At 49.1% G+C, this 15103-nt stretch carries 19 protein-coding genes and 1 pseudogene; 10 read left to right on the top strand and 10 right to left on the bottom strand.

What is annotated here, in order from left to right; all coding sequences use genetic code 11:
• Positions 1-509: 509 nt before the first annotated feature.
• The 3 genes from A6A26_RS14860 to A6A26_RS14850 are packed head-to-tail and all read right to left on the bottom strand — an operon-like array spanning position 510 to position 3062.
• Positions 510-947 (bottom strand): hypothetical protein, encoded by a 438-nt coding sequence (locus tag A6A26_RS14860; protein WP_371560324.1) that lies wholly within the window; start codon positions 945-947, stop codon positions 510-512.
• A 49-nt stretch (positions 948-996) separates the two neighbouring features.
• Positions 997-2385: a sensor histidine kinase gene (locus tag A6A26_RS14855; RefSeq protein WP_063879439.1), complete on the bottom strand. Its 1389-nt coding sequence runs from the start codon at positions 2383-2385 to the stop codon at positions 997-999.
• Entirely contained in the window at positions 2385-3062 is a 678-nt protein-coding gene (locus A6A26_RS14850; protein WP_063879438.1) for a response regulator, read from the bottom strand. The genes A6A26_RS14855 and A6A26_RS14850 overlap by 1 nt, the downstream gene beginning before the upstream one ends.
• A 206-nt stretch (positions 3063-3268) precedes the next feature.
• Here A6A26_RS14850 and A6A26_RS14845 point away from each other — a divergent pair, with 206 nt between their 5' ends.
• Positions 3269-4105 carry a MipA/OmpV family protein gene (locus tag A6A26_RS14845; protein WP_063879437.1) on the top strand — a complete coding sequence of 279 codons (837 nt, stop codon included), beginning with the start codon at positions 3269-3271 and terminating at the stop codon, positions 4103-4105.
• 144 nt (positions 4106-4249) lie between these two features.
• Here the strand turns inward: A6A26_RS14845 and uraH are convergent, their stop codons facing one another.
• Positions 4250-4669: a hydroxyisourate hydrolase gene (gene uraH / locus A6A26_RS14840; RefSeq protein WP_063879436.1), complete on the bottom strand. Its 420-nt coding sequence runs from the start codon at positions 4667-4669 to the stop codon at positions 4250-4252.
• Positions 4670-4897: 228 nt separating this feature from the next.
• Between uraH and A6A26_RS14835 the strand changes: the two genes are divergently transcribed.
• The 4 genes from A6A26_RS14835 to ycgZ all read left to right on the top strand — a co-directional run bounded on the left by A6A26_RS14835 (position 4898) and on the right by ycgZ (position 6713).
• Positions 4898-5131: a YgdI/YgdR family lipoprotein gene (locus tag A6A26_RS14835; RefSeq protein ID WP_063879435.1), complete on the top strand. Its 234-nt coding sequence runs from the start codon at positions 4898-4900 to the stop codon at positions 5129-5131.
• Between the two features lie 31 nt (positions 5132-5162).
• Positions 5163-5390, top strand: a complete 228-nt coding sequence (locus tag A6A26_RS14830; protein WP_063879434.1) for a YgdI/YgdR family lipoprotein — start codon at positions 5163-5165, stop codon at positions 5388-5390.
• Between the two features lie 586 nt (positions 5391-5976).
• Positions 5977-6246, top strand: a complete 270-nt coding sequence (locus A6A26_RS14825) for a hypothetical protein (RefSeq protein ID WP_063879433.1) — start codon at positions 5977-5979, stop codon at positions 6244-6246.
• A 227-nt stretch (positions 6247-6473) separates the two neighbouring features.
• Entirely contained in the window at positions 6474-6713 is a 240-nt protein-coding gene (ycgZ, locus tag A6A26_RS14820) for a regulatory protein YcgZ (RefSeq protein ID WP_063879432.1), read from the top strand.
• Positions 6714-6912: 199 nt separating this feature from the next.
• On the opposite strand, the gene A6A26_RS14815 is transcribed toward ycgZ, so the two are convergent.
• The 4 genes from A6A26_RS14815 to A6A26_RS26310 all read right to left on the bottom strand — a co-directional run bounded on the left by A6A26_RS14815 (position 6913) and on the right by A6A26_RS26310 (position 9230).
• Complete coding sequence (locus A6A26_RS14815; protein ID WP_063879431.1) at positions 6913-7116, bottom strand: hypothetical protein; 204 nt, start codon at positions 7114-7116, stop codon at positions 6913-6915.
• A 152-nt stretch (positions 7117-7268) separates the two neighbouring features.
• Positions 7269-7910: a TetR/AcrR family transcriptional regulator gene (locus tag A6A26_RS14810; protein ID WP_063879430.1), complete on the bottom strand. Its 642-nt coding sequence runs from the start codon at positions 7908-7910 to the stop codon at positions 7269-7271.
• A 141-nt stretch (positions 7911-8051) separates the two neighbouring features.
• Positions 8052-8897 carry a glyoxalase III HchA gene (gene hchA, locus A6A26_RS14805; protein ID WP_063879429.1) on the bottom strand — a complete coding sequence of 282 codons (846 nt, stop codon included), beginning with the start codon at positions 8895-8897 and terminating at the stop codon, positions 8052-8054.
• 60 nt (positions 8898-8957) lie between these two features.
• The gene (locus tag A6A26_RS26310) at positions 8958-9230 is read right to left on the bottom strand and encodes a DinB/UmuC family translesion DNA polymerase (RefSeq protein WP_371559366.1); all 273 of its coding nucleotides are present in this window, start codon (positions 9228-9230) and stop codon (positions 8958-8960) included.
• Positions 9231-9294: 64 nt separating this feature from the next.
• Between A6A26_RS26310 and A6A26_RS24870 the strand changes: the two are divergent.
• The 4 genes and pseudogenes from A6A26_RS24870 to A6A26_RS25820 form a co-directional block, all read left to right on the top strand.
• Positions 9295-9546 (top strand): annotated as a pseudogene (locus A6A26_RS24870) (tyrosine-type recombinase/integrase); the annotation flags it as partial.
• A gap of 307 nt (positions 9547-9853) precedes the next feature.
• On the top strand, positions 9854-10783 hold the full coding sequence (locus A6A26_RS25230; RefSeq protein WP_082875189.1) for a cytochrome P450: 930 nt from the start codon (positions 9854-9856) through the stop codon (positions 10781-10783).
• Positions 10764-11288: an MFS transporter gene (locus tag A6A26_RS25825; protein ID WP_216639864.1), complete on the top strand. Its 525-nt coding sequence runs from the start codon at positions 10764-10766 to the stop codon at positions 11286-11288. The genes A6A26_RS25230 and A6A26_RS25825 overlap by 20 nt, the downstream gene beginning before the upstream one ends.
• Positions 11285-12022: an MFS transporter gene (locus A6A26_RS25820; RefSeq protein ID WP_216639863.1), complete on the top strand. Its 738-nt coding sequence runs from the start codon at positions 11285-11287 to the stop codon at positions 12020-12022. Before A6A26_RS25825 ends, A6A26_RS25820 begins: the two co-directional genes overlap by 4 nt.
• Positions 12023-12199: 177 nt before the next feature.
• Here A6A26_RS25820 and umuC read toward each other — a convergent pair whose 3' ends face one another.
• The gene (umuC, locus tag A6A26_RS14790) at positions 12200-13465 is read right to left on the bottom strand and encodes a translesion error-prone DNA polymerase V subunit UmuC (RefSeq protein ID WP_063879428.1); all 1266 of its coding nucleotides are present in this window, start codon (positions 13463-13465) and stop codon (positions 12200-12202) included.
• Between the two features lie 2 nt (positions 13466-13467).
• Complete coding sequence (gene umuD, locus A6A26_RS14785; protein ID WP_063879427.1) at positions 13468-13887, bottom strand: translesion error-prone DNA polymerase V autoproteolytic subunit; 420 nt, start codon at positions 13885-13887, stop codon at positions 13468-13470.
• Positions 13888-14792: 905 nt separating this feature from the next.
• On the opposite strand from umuD, the gene A6A26_RS25755 reads away from it, so the two are divergent.
• Positions 14793-15071: a helix-turn-helix transcriptional regulator gene (locus A6A26_RS25755; RefSeq protein WP_063879426.1), complete on the top strand. Its 279-nt coding sequence runs from the start codon at positions 14793-14795 to the stop codon at positions 15069-15071.
• The last annotated feature ends 32 nt before the right edge of the window (positions 15072-15103 follow it).

Genomic DNA, 15103 nt, shown 5'->3' with positions numbered 1-15103 from the left:
TCTTGAAATTCCTTTTATCAGGGAGCCATTTCCTCGCAGTCAATAAAGAAGATGTGATAGTAAACAATATTTTTCTTTTAAATTGCAGAAGTGCATTTTTCGTAATTGAGGTGATTACATTGTTGCATTTTCTAAAATGCGCTGACAGGTACTTTACGTTATGTAAATGAAGCACCAGTCGGGATGAGTCTGAATGAAAATGGCAGTCAAGGAAAACAGTCAGTTCATGACCGAAATAAAACTCATTGTTACTCATCAATCCAGATTTCCATACTATCTCTTTAGCCACGTAGTATTATGCCTTAAGCAATAGTATTTATTTGCTTGTTTCTGAACCTACAATGCCTTCCTCTGGCACTGAGCGGACCGGCCCGAAGAACGATGTCCGCTGAGAGCGAAAAGCGGACGTTCGCAGTGGCTCTCACCTCTGATGAAGGTATTAGTTAACGTTGCGGTGTGTTAATCAATATGGCGCAAGTCATATCACAGGGATGCTTCACAGCGTCGCGCTAGCACGTTTTATCGCCGTCAGCCCAGCGCTTGATATCACTTATCTTTGGCGACCGGATACCCGTGCTCAGGAGGTTCTTGGTTGTATACAGGCTGACCTGCGCGTGGTCACCCTCCGGGCTTTCGATCTCAATTAGCGTGTTGTTAATCAACAGTCCCTGTGAAAGAAACTTCTGATTAATCTCCCCTTTTCTGCGCTCACCATCAAACTCGCTTAATACGATTACCGGATTTCCTGAATATGCCTCATATTCGAGGCACTGCCTTGCCATGAGCCTTATGGTTCGATAAGTATCAGAAGACCCTGCGTTGCTCACGAAACTGCCGTCAAAAGAGGATTGGCTGCTTTTTAGTTCGCTGACTGTAATAGCACACCCGCTGAGTGAGAGCGAAAATAACAGACTTGTCAGAGCAACGTATTTCACTTTTAACTCCATCATTCAGGTAAATGCCTTGCGCCGGCGCGGATCAAGATGGTGTTTGCTTTCAGGCGGATTTGTGATTTGGGAAATTAACCGAAACCATCAGCCCACCTTCTTCCGACGTACTGAGGCGTACGCTGCTGTTGTGTTGCTGTGCAACGGCTTTGACGATGGCAAGCCCCAGCCCACTTCCGCTTTGCATCTGATTGGGATCACGAAAAAATCTGTCGAATACGCGCTCCCTCAATTCAACGGGAATGCCAGGCCCTGCATCTGAAACACGTAACTGCGTGGATTGGTCTAAGGATCGTAACTCCACCTCAACCCTCCCGCCCCCGGGGCTGTACTTCACTGCATTTTCAACTACGTTATCGATAAGCGACATCAACCGCTCCCTGACGCCAGTCACCCAGATTTCCTCTTCGGCGTAGAATTCAAGTTCAATCCTGCGTTCCGCCGCGAGCGGTGCCAGCCCGGCCATGCGTTCTTGTATGAGCGTTGTCATCTGCAAAGGCTCCATAACCGTGTCAATGCGCGCTTCGCTGTGCATCATCAGCAGCAACTGATTGACCAGACGAGCCGCACGGCTGTTACTGCGAATAATGCCTGCAAGCAACTCTTTTTGGCTGTCACTGCTCACATAAGACTGCAACGCCTCAACATTGATTCGCATCGCCGCCAGGGGGGTACGCAGCTCGTGAGCGGCATCGGCAATGAAAACGCGTTCCCGTTCAGTGCTTTCCCGCACTCTGGCAAGAAATCCATTAACAGCGTCAACCATCAGGCGAAGCTCCCTGTGCTTTGGCACTGCTTTTAAGGGCGAGAGATCGTCCGGCGTGCGTAAGGACACTTCATTTACCACCTTATTCCATGGGCGCATGGCAATGCGGATTGACAGCCACGCAGGAAACAAAAGAAACGGAATGCATACCAGCAGCGGCATCACGTAGTAGCCGCGCGAGTTCAGGTAGATAAAGAAATTCCAGCCTCCAGCAGGGGTGATAAGCGTGACCTCTGTGTCGGCGTTCCCGGACTTTAAGGTACGGCTGGTCCAGGCGCGACCATCACTCTCAACACGCTCAATTTTTCCATAACGGCTGTTTATCACGCCCGCTGGCGCACCATCAGAGGCATAAACTATCTCTTTATTCTTGCGTACGATAAGGCTGATTGAGAGTTTTGGATCTTCACCGCCGCCATAATTTTCCCGCACTGCCTTACTTAATGCAGCCAGCACATGCGTTCGCGCCTGCGGGCGATCGTCCATATTCTTAACCACAGTAAAAATGGTTTCGTACGTCTTGCTGCCCGTTAATATTGGCGGGCTACGCAAGTCCTCCCACAAAACGTAAGTCAGAAAAAGACACCAGAGCAGGGTGAGCAATAGCATTTGCGCTACCATAATTCGCCGTACGAACGTTGGGGTTCTCAGAAGGCGCCAGACATTTCGCATCAACCTGCCCCCTTCTGAATGGGTACGGTATCAATGACATACCCAACGCCCCTCACCGTTCGCACATAGCCGTCGCCGATTTTGCGACGCAAATTCCCCATATGCACATCGAGCGCATTACTCATATTTTCTTTTGCGCCGAAGATCCTTTCTTCCAGAAAACTTCGAGTAAGCACGCGGTCAGTGCGCAACATCAACGTTTCAAGCAGCGCGTATTCACTTGCCGTCAACTCAATATGCTGTGCATTCACGGTCACGCGTCGTGTGGGCACATAAAGCGATAATCCGCGCAGTTCTATCGCCTCGTTCTGAAAACCATAACTGCGGCGCGCAAGCGCTCTCACCCTCGCCAACAACTCGGCGAGAACAAACGGTTTGACGAGATAGTCGTCTGCACCCGCGTCCAGCCCGCAAAGGCGATCGTGCAGTGTGCCTCGCGCCGTCAGGATGATGACGGGAATACCCTTGAGCTGCTGACGCAAGTACGCCATCAGGCTCATGCCATCGCCGTCGGGTAATCCGAGGTCGAGCAACACAAGTTCAGGCACGCAGACATCAAGCTGATGCAGCGCATCCTCTTTGCGGCGAACCCATATAACATCAAATCCTTGATCTGCAAGGGCAATACGTACGCCGTTGCCGAGATCCAGGTCGTCTTCGATTAGGAGTATTTTCACAATGGTTACGGTATCAACAGTGAATGAAGAACGTCTGAAGAAAAAAACGGTATCAGGAAATCTATCAGCTTTGCCGCCTCTGTGGTTGCTTCACCCTTTCTTCATTTTGGGCTCATGAGAACTTTAGCGGGCGCCTGCAAAATGCGCGTTCTGGCGTTTACAACCCGCTTGTATCGTAATCATTTGAATCCACGAGGACTTCTTTAATGAGAAATAACATACTGCGTCATAAGTTCCCCTTTTCACTCCCGGGGCGCAGCCTGAAAAAAATGTTGCCGGGCACCGTCCTGGCGTTACTGGCAACCCCGATACTGGCGGCAGCACAGAATCAGGACAACGCGTTGACTCTGGGAGGCGGCGCGAACGTGACGCCACGCTATTCTGGTTCGGATAAAAGCCGCGTCACGACCGCCATGGTGCTGGATTACACAATGGCAAATGGTTTCTTCGCCAGCTCCACGCGGGGCATCGGTTACGGCAATAACATCGGCAAATTCGATTACAACGCTGCGCTGAGCTATCGCGCAGGTCGGAAGGATCACGACGTGGACAGCGACTCGCTGAGCGACGGCAGCGACTATTTGCGTGGTATGGGCGACGTCAAAGGCTCGGCTCTCGGTGTGTTTGGCCTGGGATACCGGGTGGCCGACTGGCTTAATTTGCAATTGCAGGCTGAAGTGCCATTTTCTGAACGAAACAATGGCGCGGCACTGCATTTTGGCATTAATAGCCCGCTTTATACCTCACCGAATAATACCGTAACGCTGGCGCTGACCGGCAGTTGGGGGACGGACAAATACATGCAGACTTACTACGGAGTCAGTGCATCCCAATCAGCCGCATCAAGGTTTACCCGATATGATGCCGGAGCGGGAGTTTACGCCTGGTCGATGAATCTTGACTGGACACATAAGTTCAATGAGGACTGGAGCGTGGTTGCCGCAGCAGGCGTTACGCAGTTGACGGGGGATGCGCGCAATAGCCCGATTGTGCAACGAAAAACATCGCCCACCGGAAGCCTGCTGGTGACATATCGCTTCTGATCGTTATTCAATGAGTCCGTCTAAACAGGCTTTATGACCATACAAGCAGGGCTGCGGTTAAGCGGTCAGCCAGCGCGTGTTGCTGACGCGAGATGAGGTAAAACGTGCCGGCAGCGGAGGTTATCAGGGCGCTGCCGGGCGCTGTTAATTACCGCGATAGGTGGAATAGCCGTAAGGACTCAGCAGTAACGGAATATGGTAATGCGGCTCGCTACTGTCCATATGGAATATCACCGGAATTTCCGGAAAAAATGACTTGTGCTGCACTTTCTGATAATAATCGCCTGTTTTAAAGACGACTTTGTAATCTCCTGTTTCAACTTTCTTATCATCTGGAAACAGTGCGCTAATTCTGCCGTTTTTATCGGTGACACCCGAGGCGAGTTTTACCCATTTGCCCTGCTCTTTATGTTCGAGGTCAACGGAAATACCCGGGGTTGGCGTGCCAGATTCCAGGTTTAATACATGAACACTCAGCGGATTTTTCATACTGGTTGATTCTGCTGCATACGCACTGACTGAGCCCATTAATAACGCTGCAACTGCACCCGTTTGCCATTTCATTATCGATTCCTTTTTTGAGTTAACCTGCAAACGAGGTTATAGGGCGTCAGGTAAAATACCTAACGACAGGGGATAAATGTGAATTTTCTGAGAAACATGGTTCGTTATTGAACTGATTTAGCGATTCGCGCTTTCCATCCGGTAATTTGCGCTGTTTCGCTTTTACGCCTGCAAAAATCTCAAAAGCGACTATGCTGTTTAATTCAAGGTCCACTTCAAGGAGATGAAATGCATACTAAATCCTTCTCAGCTGCCGTTTTGCTTGCCCTTTCACTGGCAACATTAGTGGGTTGCTCTTCAAATCAATCCATTAAGACTTCAGACGGCCGCACCATAGTGACCGATGGTAAGCCTCAAATTGACAGCGATACCGGACTGGTTTCCTATCGCGACGCACAGACAGGCAAAACCGAACAAATCAATCGCGATCAGATCAGCAATATGAGTGAACTTAATAACTAATTAATTCCATCATGGATATAAGGTGAATAATATGAAGAAGACTCTGATTTTACCGCTGGCAGTTTTGATCGGCATGGCCGCATTAACCGGTTGCACACGTACCAGTTATGCTATTCATACTAACGATGGCCGTACGATTATTAGCGATGGCAAACCCTCTGAATCGGATGCCGGTTTACTGGGTTACACCGATGCTAACGGTGTGAAACAGCAGATCAATAAAACAGACGTGAAAGCTGTCTCTGAAGTCCCCCACTAATATCATTGCCGCCCACCCAGGGCGGCATTTTTATTTCCCATCTGCCCTGCCCCTTTCTTAAAGACCTTCTGTTTTAACCGTTAATCCACAGGCGACAATCGCAAATCCATTTATTGTTTGCAGGATTTTGTGTGGCACAGATAAAGGTAAGCTGTTGCACAGGCCGCCCTGCCGCTGTGTGAAGCCCGTTGCCCTGGCTCCCGTATCAGACAGAGCGCTTTTTTAATCACCCGCGTGATATTTCTTGATGTTATTGGCCCTTTTCTCGCCGCGGTATCGCTGTTATTCCGCTGAAAAAGTCATAATAATGGCGCGATATCAGTCCATTTTCGTCAAGTACCTATCTTAATTTCAGGCCAATAAATACATATCTAGTGGTTTAATCACTTCAATCTTTTACCGTAAAACCGCTTTATATGCGTTTTTCCCTTCCTTTTGAGGAGGTTAGCCTGCTTATCGCAAAGTTCACTTTTTATGCAGGTTTATTTGATAGGTAACGCCTAATGAAATAACACTTTCGTTATGCATTTCTTTTACTAAACTAATTACTGGGTCGACGACATTCTCACTCACTCAGGAGTTGCATATGTATTTTCACGATGAAGCTACCGGTCATAAGATTATTGGTGAAGCTGCGGTGAACCTGGCACTACAGGATGAGGAGATAACTGTGGTTTCGTTGATCCGTCAGCTAAGCATCATGGCGGACAATGAAATCGACGACGAGCGGGTTATTCAGATTGCAGATGCCCGTAAATGGCTGAAAAGCTTTATTAACGTCGCGACACGGGAACGGGCAGAACTCAGCTGGATGGTTGTTACCGGCCAGGTGCCCGCCAATTTGACCGAGCATTAACTCAGCAGGTCAGTCGGTTATCCCTCTGCGCGGGCGCGCTCTGCGTCCGCGCAATCATCATCCGCTCCTGGCGCGTTTTGTTGCCGATCACCTGCTTTGACGTACTTCACTTGCATCCTGTTACCTCCCGCACAATTTCCCACCGAAATATCTGTACAAGTTTTATTTTATTGTATAACTTTACGCAACTTTCAACTGACTATTTTTGGACCACTGCGAGAGCACCTATGCAACACAACCATCGCCTACCTCAGAGCGCCGACGATATCTCCCGTTATTTTGCTGCGGCCAGCCTGCCTTCACAGCAAGAAATGCTGGGGCAGATCGTGGTTGATATTTTACGTGCAGGCCAGAACGTGAATCGTAAAGCTATCTGCACTAAGCTGCTGCGCCGCCTTGAGCTGTCGGCAAGTGAGGAAGAAGAGCGTCTGTGTCGTGAACTGATTGGATTGCTCTTTGGGCGGTGATGCGGCAACGGGCTGCCGTTATTCAGGCGGGTTGGTCTTTGTCAGAGCAGTCGCGGCATAGCTGCTGTTACTGCTGTTACTGCTGTTACTGCTGTTACTGCTGTTACTGCTGTTACTGCTGTTACTGCTGTTACTGCTGTTACTGCTGTTACTGCTGTTACTGCTATGCAGGAAACGTCCTGCCCGTCATTGCTATCCGCTAGTGAAGTTTATGCGCCAGGATGCGGATAGCCTGTTCACAGGTCAGCCTGGTTTTTTCGCACTCCGTTAGAACACTTTGCTGATGCAGGGCGCTAATAATTTCCTGTACTGTCACCGCTTCTCCGGGCTGGAGAATACCTGACACAATCCTGCCTAACAGCGCGTGTATCTCTTCACCAATCTCTGTCCTGTCTTGTTTCACGCCTTTTCCTCGAACCTTACTTTTCATTTAATATCATCAATTTATCGCGACGGCGTGTGTTCGGCCGCCCAGTCAACGCGCCGCATGTTGTGCAGTCACGGTCAGCGTTGTGTCAAAATTTAGGAAACATTCGCTTCCTAAATAGACAAATGTTAATCCAGTATTTTCAGGGCCAGCGCAATAGTCGCTTGCTCATCGGTTACATCGGCGACCTTGCCCGTGACGCGCATACCAAATGCGATGCGCAAAATCAGGCCTGCTGCCGTCTCAACATCCAGACTGGCTGAGATCGAGCCATCGTGCTGCCCTTCCTGCAATAACGCCATCAAAAATTGCTTGTTACGGTTGATGACCTGCGCAACCAGCTGCGACAGCTCTGCGTCCAGCACCTGTAACTCAATGGCGCTGCCTACCACCAGACAACCTGTTCGCCCTTCTGTCGCCCGGGAGGAATCCAGATAAAACTGTAACAGCTCGGTTAACTTCGCGCGGCCGGTAGAAAATCGGGCCAGTCGTCCGCGCAAATCCTCATTGCGAACGGCGATATAGCGCTGAAAGACCAGTAGAAACAAGGAGCGCTTATCCTGGAAAGCTTTATAGATACTTCCCACAGAGAGGTTCATTGCTTTACCCAAATCGGCTAGCGATGCGGCATGATATCCCTTTTGCCGAAACACAATCATCGCCTGGTCCAGAGCCTGTTCCATATTGAACTCTCTGGGCCGACCTCGTTCTTTGTGTTGATACGCTGTAGCGATTTGGCTGTTCATGACGACCAATTTGAAAGGCGGCATCTTCGGCTCGGCCGAAAACGATATGCGCGGGTGATTGTATCTCAGTCGTGGATCACAAGTACACCCCGAATCCCGGCCCGAATGCAGAAGCCTGGCCTGGACCACGCCGGGCGCGGGACAGGGGTACGAACCTTTTAGCTTTTAGCGGTTAGCGTTTAACAATTCCTCTGCGGCCAGTTTACCTAAGACATTCGCGGCAAACGGGCTGTCACCGGTCAGTACGCGGCGATCTTTATGCACAGTACCTTTGATATCACTGTTAACCAGCGTTAATCCCATCGCCTGGAGCTTCTCGCCAAAATACCAGGTCAGGTGCCCTGGCATATAACCCATATCGGGGGTTTGCTTATCGGCTGAGTCCGGGAACGCGCAGATTGCATAGCCGTTAAGGGGATTTTCACCTTTGTCCAGCGCCAGGAACGCCGCCGGGCCATGGCACAGCGAAATCAGATGGCGATCGTTTGCCAGCGTCCAGCGGATAACCTCTGCCACCGCTTCACTTTCGGGCAGTCCAATCAATGCACCGTGCCCGCCCGGAATAAACACACCGGCATAGTCGGAATGGGGCGTGAGTGAGGTTACAACGTCACTTAACGTCAAAGGCGAACGGAACAGCGACAGGCAGTGGTTATAAAATCCCACAACCACTTCATCCTGTTGTGGCATTGCCCAGTGTTCAAACTTCACCATTTGTCCAGACAGCGTGGCAACGTCAAACTGAAAGCCGGCCTGATACAGGTGGTACATAGGCAGCAACGTTTCAATCGGGTGATTCCCGGTTGAAAACAGCGTGTCGTTATCCAACGGCAGATAGCGTTCGTCGGCACAGATGACCAGAATTTTTTTATTCCCTGTGTGCGGTTGCGCGTACCCGGCATCGCTCAGATCGGATTTAGGGCTGGTGAACTGGTCAAGAGAGTAGGCTGATGGGAAAAAGGCATTATGTTCAGCCTGATCTGCCACCGGAGATTTACTAAGTTCTGACATGACAATGTTCTCCTTAAGGGCGAATGAATACCTGTTTCATCCTAGACCAGAAAGTCAGGTTTAAGCAGCGCGCCAGCACAAAACGAACCCTTTATGAGAGCATTCCGTTGTCTGCCCTGCCCTCAACCTCGATCTCAACCTGGCTGGTTCCATCATTTCACCACGGGAAAATCGCTGATGCGGGCTGGTGCGCAGATGTCCTCCGATTTGTCTGCAGTACTGGTTTTCTTTATGCAGTTTTTCGGCGGCACGTTCGGCCCAGGTACAGACCGGCTCACGCACCTGGGCATAGTTTGAGAGAAGCTGCTGACCACGATGTGGAACACCGGGCACGTATTAATGAAGCATTTGCCCTGAACCGTGCAGATTTCACCCTGACGCTATCCCATCCCTTTGTGCAGTAGCGGCCGCAACGGAAGGCGGCGTGACGTTCTCCGTTCCTGTGACGCCGCACACCTTCCGGCACAGCTACATGCACATGCTTTATGCGGGGATTCCGCTGAAGCCGCTACAGAGCCTGATGGGCCACAAAATCCTGAAATTGACAGAGGGATATACGAAAGTTTTCGCACTTGACGTGACGGCGCATCACTGGGTGCAGTTTTCGACGCCGGGTAAGGAAGCTGTAGCCATGCTAAAAAAATTTTAATGCCAGCATCAAGACATCAGGGTGATATATGTTTAAGTAATTTCATCCTGTGATTAAATAACTATAAATATTATTATTTTTTTAGGCGAAATATTTCAGATATATTTTTCCAATCAAAACCAACGCATTAATAGATAATTTTCATTAAGTTTTTCGCGATCATTATCACAACAATGTAAATGCAAAGTTAACTTTTATTAATTTTTTATTATATATGAAATTGCTGACAGGTGATTAACACTGGGTTATTTATGATTATGCTGGCTGTTCAGAACTGCTGAACAGCCATTATGTTACCAAGAACAGAATGCTTGTTCCCCTCAGCATATTTCAGCAAGAAAAGGCGATCATTGAACGTTTTATGTTACTTATTAATCAGTCACTGATTTTTCGGGACGATTGTAAAAGTGATGTGGTCCGGCTTATTCATCAAAATTTCAAAAAATTGCCCTGCGACGAGATGATTGAAAGGTCACTTTTGCAGATCAGGGAAAAGAAATACCTTGATGAGCATGATCTTATCAACCTCAATAACACGCTTGCGGCCATGCTTGTCGGGTTAGAACCTGCCCGCCACTTGTCGGATCATGCGTATAATGTGGGTATGCTTTTCGACGGCAGAGTAAAGGGAAAGGAACATTTTGTCGACATTGCGCATTCCTTTATGGCCGTTTTTGAAGCCTGCAGAGGCATGACTTCTGGCTGTGATCCCTGCACCGATGTTCAGGCGTCAGACAGAGCTATCGCCTATATTGCTGCGCATCAGACGACCATGCAGCTCATTGTGGCCACGCTCTGGGCCATATCTCACTTCAGTCTGAGAGTAAATGCAGATAATGTCCGCGACATAGTGGTTGAGGCCTCGCGTTTTTACAGCCCCGTTCTCTCCGTAGGAAGAGTGATGTCTCAGGATCTGAGCTTCAGAGGGCTGAATCTACGAAAGGGTGACAGGGTTATGTTCTATACCGCGCTGGCTAATTTCGATGCCGGGGTTTTTGATGAGCCTTTCCAGTTCATTCCGGGTCGAAAAGAGAAACCACTTTCTTTCGGAACCGGGATGCATATGTGTATCGGTATGGGGATCGCGCTCAACTTTGCTTCATCCTTTATCGCCCGTACCAGCTCAAATGGCGCACTCAGGAACGTCAGAATTACCGAACTGGCGGAGGGCGTTTCTGCGCTGGGCGCTTCGCGTTTCAGTATGGGAATGGACTGTCATGAACTGGCTGAAGATTAAGAATTTCCGAACCCTTCTCGCCTCGCTTTTTATGTCAAAGACAGGCGATTATGCATACGAAGTGGTTTTCGTATTTATCGTGCTGGAGAGCACACATCATGATTATCTGCTTACCGGTTTCGTTTACTTTTTCCGGTTTATTCCCTTTCTGTTCTTCGGCCCGGTTGGAGGCTGGATGGCAGATAATTATCGCCTTAAACATAACCTCTTACTCAGCGAATGGCTGCGTCTTATTGTGTCGCTTCTTCTTTTCATATGCAGCCTGAATGGTTCGGTCAGTATCACCGTCCTTATCGTGGCTTCTGTTCTGACAACCATTGGCCGCAGTATCTTCCAGCCAAGCTATCAGACCGCTGTGCCCAGAACCGTTGATGCATCAAGGCTTGCCGGTGCTAATGGTATATCGCAGGTAGCCGAAGAAACGGCTTCGGTGGCAGGCCCTCTTATTTGTTCCTTCATACTCACATTCTCGGATAAATCATGGGTCCTGCTCTTTAACACTTGACCTATGCTGTATCGATTATTTTCCTCTTCACATTTTCTGAAACGGTAGCGGTAAAAATATCGGCTTTCAGGATCAAAAATGTTTATAAGGAAACCTGGTCCTGTATACAGGGCCTTTATTATGACACCCGTGGGCTATTCATCACCATACTGTGCTCTTCCGTCTGCATCCTGTTCACCGGATCGGTTCTGCGTTTTATAATTCCTGCGATGACAGTCAGTCACGGACAGGGGGAACTGATAACCAGTTGGATCTTTTCTCTCATGGCCGCAGGCACGATCACTGGTGGACTTATCTATGGTCGGTTTTTAAAGCAGGCTTCACCCGAGAGAGTAATGCGGTACTGGTTCTTGTACGGTATGCTTTTATTTGTAATGTCACTTACCGCTCTGTATTCCTTGAATTTTCTTCTTCCTCTCGCATTTATACTTGGGATCAGCGGTGCCTTTGTAGATATTGCGCTTGTGACAGTTATACAGACGTTGTCCCCGGCGGAGAATACAGGTAAGACATTCGGCACGTTCTCTACACTGGCAAACACTGCTGAAGCCCTTTCTGGCCTTCTTTCCGGGCTGCTCGCAGCTGGGGGACTGATGGTTGCTTTTGCTGGGATGAGTTCGCTTATCGCGCTAACAGGCATTACCGGAACAGTCCTTCTTTCAGGTAAAACGCGGAACCTTCACCTAAAAAAAAATGAAGCCGGTGGCTCAGTTCAAAGAGAATCTTCGGATTGAGGTGTGCGAGATGCCGGGTGAGCCGCGAGCATTGACGTCTGCGTACTGGTTTCATGCTAACTGCACTTTTTCAGATACAAGATTATGTTGAGGACAAACTGGATTTCAACAAATGACTGAGCGGGCATCCGTGTGCACCTTGCGTCATGAAAAATCATAATATGATGATGTAAAAGGTTATTTTACGATAAGGAGGTCTGAATACCTTGTGGTATAACAAGGCGACAACATCTCGCGCTTCATGGCCCAGCGTTTTTCCGTGCCCTGCCCGGCAAACCACATCTTTCCTTTGCCCTCTTTATGAATCCGATCGATCACCTGCATCAGATCGTTACGGCCTGGGTTAACCGAACGCTCGTCGAACATATCCAACTGCGTCACGCCATGATCGAAGAAATCGCTCAGGACTATGCCGGCCTTGATATAGCGGTGTCCTTCTATCCAGATATAGTCGAGCATCTCGGTCGCCACCCGAATAATATCGCGCGTATCGTGGGACGGCGTCAGGAGTTGCCCTGTCGCCTGATTACCGTAAAAATTTTCGCCGGGTGCATGCGGACTGGTGCGCAGAAATACCCCGATTTGTCTGCAGTACTGGTTTTCTTTACGCAGTTTTTCGGCGGCACGTTCGGCATAGGTACAGACCGCCTCACGCACCTGGGCATAGTCTGAGAGGCGGCTGCTGAAGGAACGTGAGCACATGATCTGTTGTTTGGTGGGTTCGAGCGCCTCTAAATCCTGACAGGGTTCGCCACATAATTCTCTGACCGTGCGCTCCAGCACCACGCTGAAGTTCTTACGAATCAGGCTGGGGCGCTGACGCGCCAGGTCCGCGGCCGAGGTTATGCCCATTTCCTCAAGCCGCTGGCTGAGCCGTCGACCTACGCCCCAGACATCCGCAACGGGCACCTTCACCAGCAGTTTTTGCCGACGCACAGGATCGGACAGATCGACAACACCCTTGGTGTAGTTTGCCCATTTTTTAGCGGCAAAATTCGCCAGCTTCGCCAGCGTTTTGGTGGGGGCTATGCCGACACAGACGTTGAGATGAACTTCTTTTTTTATCCGGGTTTTGATCTCGTGGCCCAACGTGTCGAGCGACATGCAATGGCTGACGCCCGTTAAATCCAGAAAAGCCTCGTCAATCGAGTAGATTTCCACCGACGGGGCCATTTCCTCCAGCAACGTCATTACTCTGGTGCTCATATCCGCATAAAGCGCGTAGTTGGAGCTAAAGACCTGTACGTTGTGGCGGGCAATAATCTCTCTCATTTTGAAGAACGGCACAGCCATGGTAATGCCCAGCGCTTTTGCCTCTGCATTACGCGCAATCACACAGCCGTCGTTGTTAGACAGCACAATGATGGGCTTTCCTTTGAGATCGGGGCGAAACACCGTCTCACAGGAGGCATAAAAATTGTTCACATCCACCAGCGCAAACATGATTAATAAACCGACTTGATCACATAGGTCACCACGCCAAACACTTCCAGCGCATCTTCCGTGCTAATCGCAATCGGTTTAAACTGCCGGTTCATCGGCATCAGTTGCAGGCAGGGCTGAAGCTGAAGACGCTTAACGGTAAATTCTCCGTCCACGGACGCCACCACGATATCGCCATGCGAGGCTCTTAGCGCGCTGTCCACCACCAGCATATCGCCGTCGTTGATGCCTGCGCCGGTCATCGACTCTCCGCTTACCCGTACAAAGTAGGTCGAACTGGGGTGCTGAACGATGAGCTTGTTCAAATCAAGACGTTGCTCAACATAGTCCTGAGCCGGTGACGGAAAACCACATGGCACCCGCTCCATAAACAGTGGCAGCGGTAACAGCGCACTGACTTTTGCTGGCCTGATAAATTCCATACTCACCTCCCCTTCAAAATAACTGTATATATTTACAGTAATCGCGATCGATGGGTTTGATCAAGTGAAACGGCAGAGGTTTATATGAAGCGGTTGATGTGGATGAAGATTTTGTTACAGCGAAACGGTGTCGGTTTTACGCAGCCGCTTAACGATTGCGCATTCAGGTTATGCTTTCACCTGTTGCCTTCTGCACGCCTGGCATTTTTTCATTGATGGCTCCCTTTTTTGCCATCCCCTGCAGAAGCACTCGGCGGGTTTACACGTCTCTGGCTGACGTTCTGTACTGCGCAAAACAAGACATAAGGCGGTTCTGTTGACGACTCGCCCGGTTTTTTTCAGTTCTTTGTTACTGGCTGGATTTAAATTACCTGTCACGCCTGTTTTCTGAAATATATAGCCCTGAATCCCTGGCGATAACATAATGTAAACCCGGTCGGGAATCGTTACGTTTTAGCTCCCCTTCCCTTAGCATTACCTGTTTATTCAAATACAGTAGCCGCATAATACATAACGAGCCAAAGAGAAGTTTATTGCGCAAAATTCAAATGGTGTTATCTGTCCAACAGGATTAACACCAGAAGCGCAGGTGTTTATTGCCGTAAGGCTCAGCCGCGCATTCGATCCAACGCGATAAAAAGCAATCGCAGAGTAGTCTGTATATCACACGGACTCAACAAGCCCCACGATATCTGATGCACTGGCGCGCAGCGGCGACATGATGCGTCATGTGTTCTTCGCTTAACCTGACCTTTCTCAGGCAGATCAGAAAACAAGAGTAATCAATTGATTTAAATGAAGATTAAAGACTTAAGATAAGCAAAGAATACGTGAAATGCCATTACTTCATCCCAGCGCTATGATGAGCCCTGATCAGACAGCTGTATGTTGAAAAGGAGCACAGCATGGAAATAAAAAATAACGACGGACAACAGGTTTGTTTAACGGTCGATGAGATTTCATTAACGTGGTTTTTTATGACGGGAATGGATATGAAACAGATAGCAAGCTGGATGGCACTCCCTGTACACGCTGCATATTATATTAAACAACGCGTAATGAAAAAGCTTGGCGTGAAAAATAACAGTGAGTTTATTATCTGGTTTCTTAATAACAGAGGGCGTGACGAAACTGAAAAAACTGAACACCGCAGGCTTCCACACAGCGATAGCCTGATGAAATGAATCATCCCGAACAGGCTGTTTTTTACATCCGT

The sequence above is a fragment of the Pantoea sp. OXWO6B1 genome (assembly GCF_001641135.1).
Taxonomy (GTDB): domain Bacteria; phylum Pseudomonadota; class Gammaproteobacteria; order Enterobacterales; family Enterobacteriaceae; genus Pantoea; species Pantoea allii.
The sequence above is the reverse complement of the archived record's forward strand: the minus strand, read 5'-3'. Positions and strand labels throughout refer to the sequence as shown.

Excerpts from the sequence above, each read along its gene's own strand:
- A6A26_RS14860 (WP_371560324.1), bottom strand. The coding sequence starts at position 947 with ATGGAGTTAAAAGTGAAATACGTTGCTCTGACAAGTCTGTTATTTTCG.
- A6A26_RS14855 (WP_063879439.1), bottom strand. The coding sequence starts at position 2,385 with ATGCGAAATGTCTGGCGCCTTCTGAGAACCCCAACGTTCGTACGGCGA.
- A6A26_RS14845 (WP_063879437.1), top strand. The coding sequence starts at position 3,269 with ATGAGAAATAACATACTGCGTCATAAGTTCCCCTTTTCACTCCCGGGG.
- uraH (WP_063879436.1), bottom strand. The coding sequence starts at position 4,669 with ATGAAATGGCAAACGGGTGCAGTTGCAGCGTTATTAATGGGCTCAGTC.
- A6A26_RS14835 (WP_063879435.1), top strand. The coding sequence starts at position 4,898 with ATGCATACTAAATCCTTCTCAGCTGCCGTTTTGCTTGCCCTTTCACTG.
- A6A26_RS14830 (WP_063879434.1), top strand. The coding sequence starts at position 5,163 with ATGAAGAAGACTCTGATTTTACCGCTGGCAGTTTTGATCGGCATGGCC.
- A6A26_RS14825 (WP_063879433.1), top strand. The coding sequence starts at position 5,977 with ATGTATTTTCACGATGAAGCTACCGGTCATAAGATTATTGGTGAAGCT.
- ycgZ (WP_063879432.1), top strand. The coding sequence starts at position 6,474 with ATGCAACACAACCATCGCCTACCTCAGAGCGCCGACGATATCTCCCGT.
- A6A26_RS14810 (WP_063879430.1), bottom strand. The coding sequence starts at position 7,910 with ATGCCGCCTTTCAAATTGGTCGTCATGAACAGCCAAATCGCTACAGCG.
- hchA (WP_063879429.1), bottom strand. The coding sequence starts at position 8,897 with ATGTCAGAACTTAGTAAATCTCCGGTGGCAGATCAGGCTGAACATAAT.
- A6A26_RS25230 (WP_082875189.1), top strand. The coding sequence starts at position 9,854 with ATGCTTGTTCCCCTCAGCATATTTCAGCAAGAAAAGGCGATCATTGAA.
- A6A26_RS25825 (WP_216639864.1), top strand. The coding sequence starts at position 10,764 with ATGAACTGGCTGAAGATTAAGAATTTCCGAACCCTTCTCGCCTCGCTT.
- umuC (WP_063879428.1), bottom strand. The coding sequence starts at position 13,465 with ATGTTTGCGCTGGTGGATGTGAACAATTTTTATGCCTCCTGTGAGACG.
- umuD (WP_063879427.1), bottom strand. The coding sequence starts at position 13,887 with ATGGAATTTATCAGGCCAGCAAAAGTCAGTGCGCTGTTACCGCTGCCA.
- A6A26_RS25755 (WP_063879426.1), top strand. The coding sequence starts at position 14,793 with ATGGAAATAAAAAATAACGACGGACAACAGGTTTGTTTAACGGTCGAT.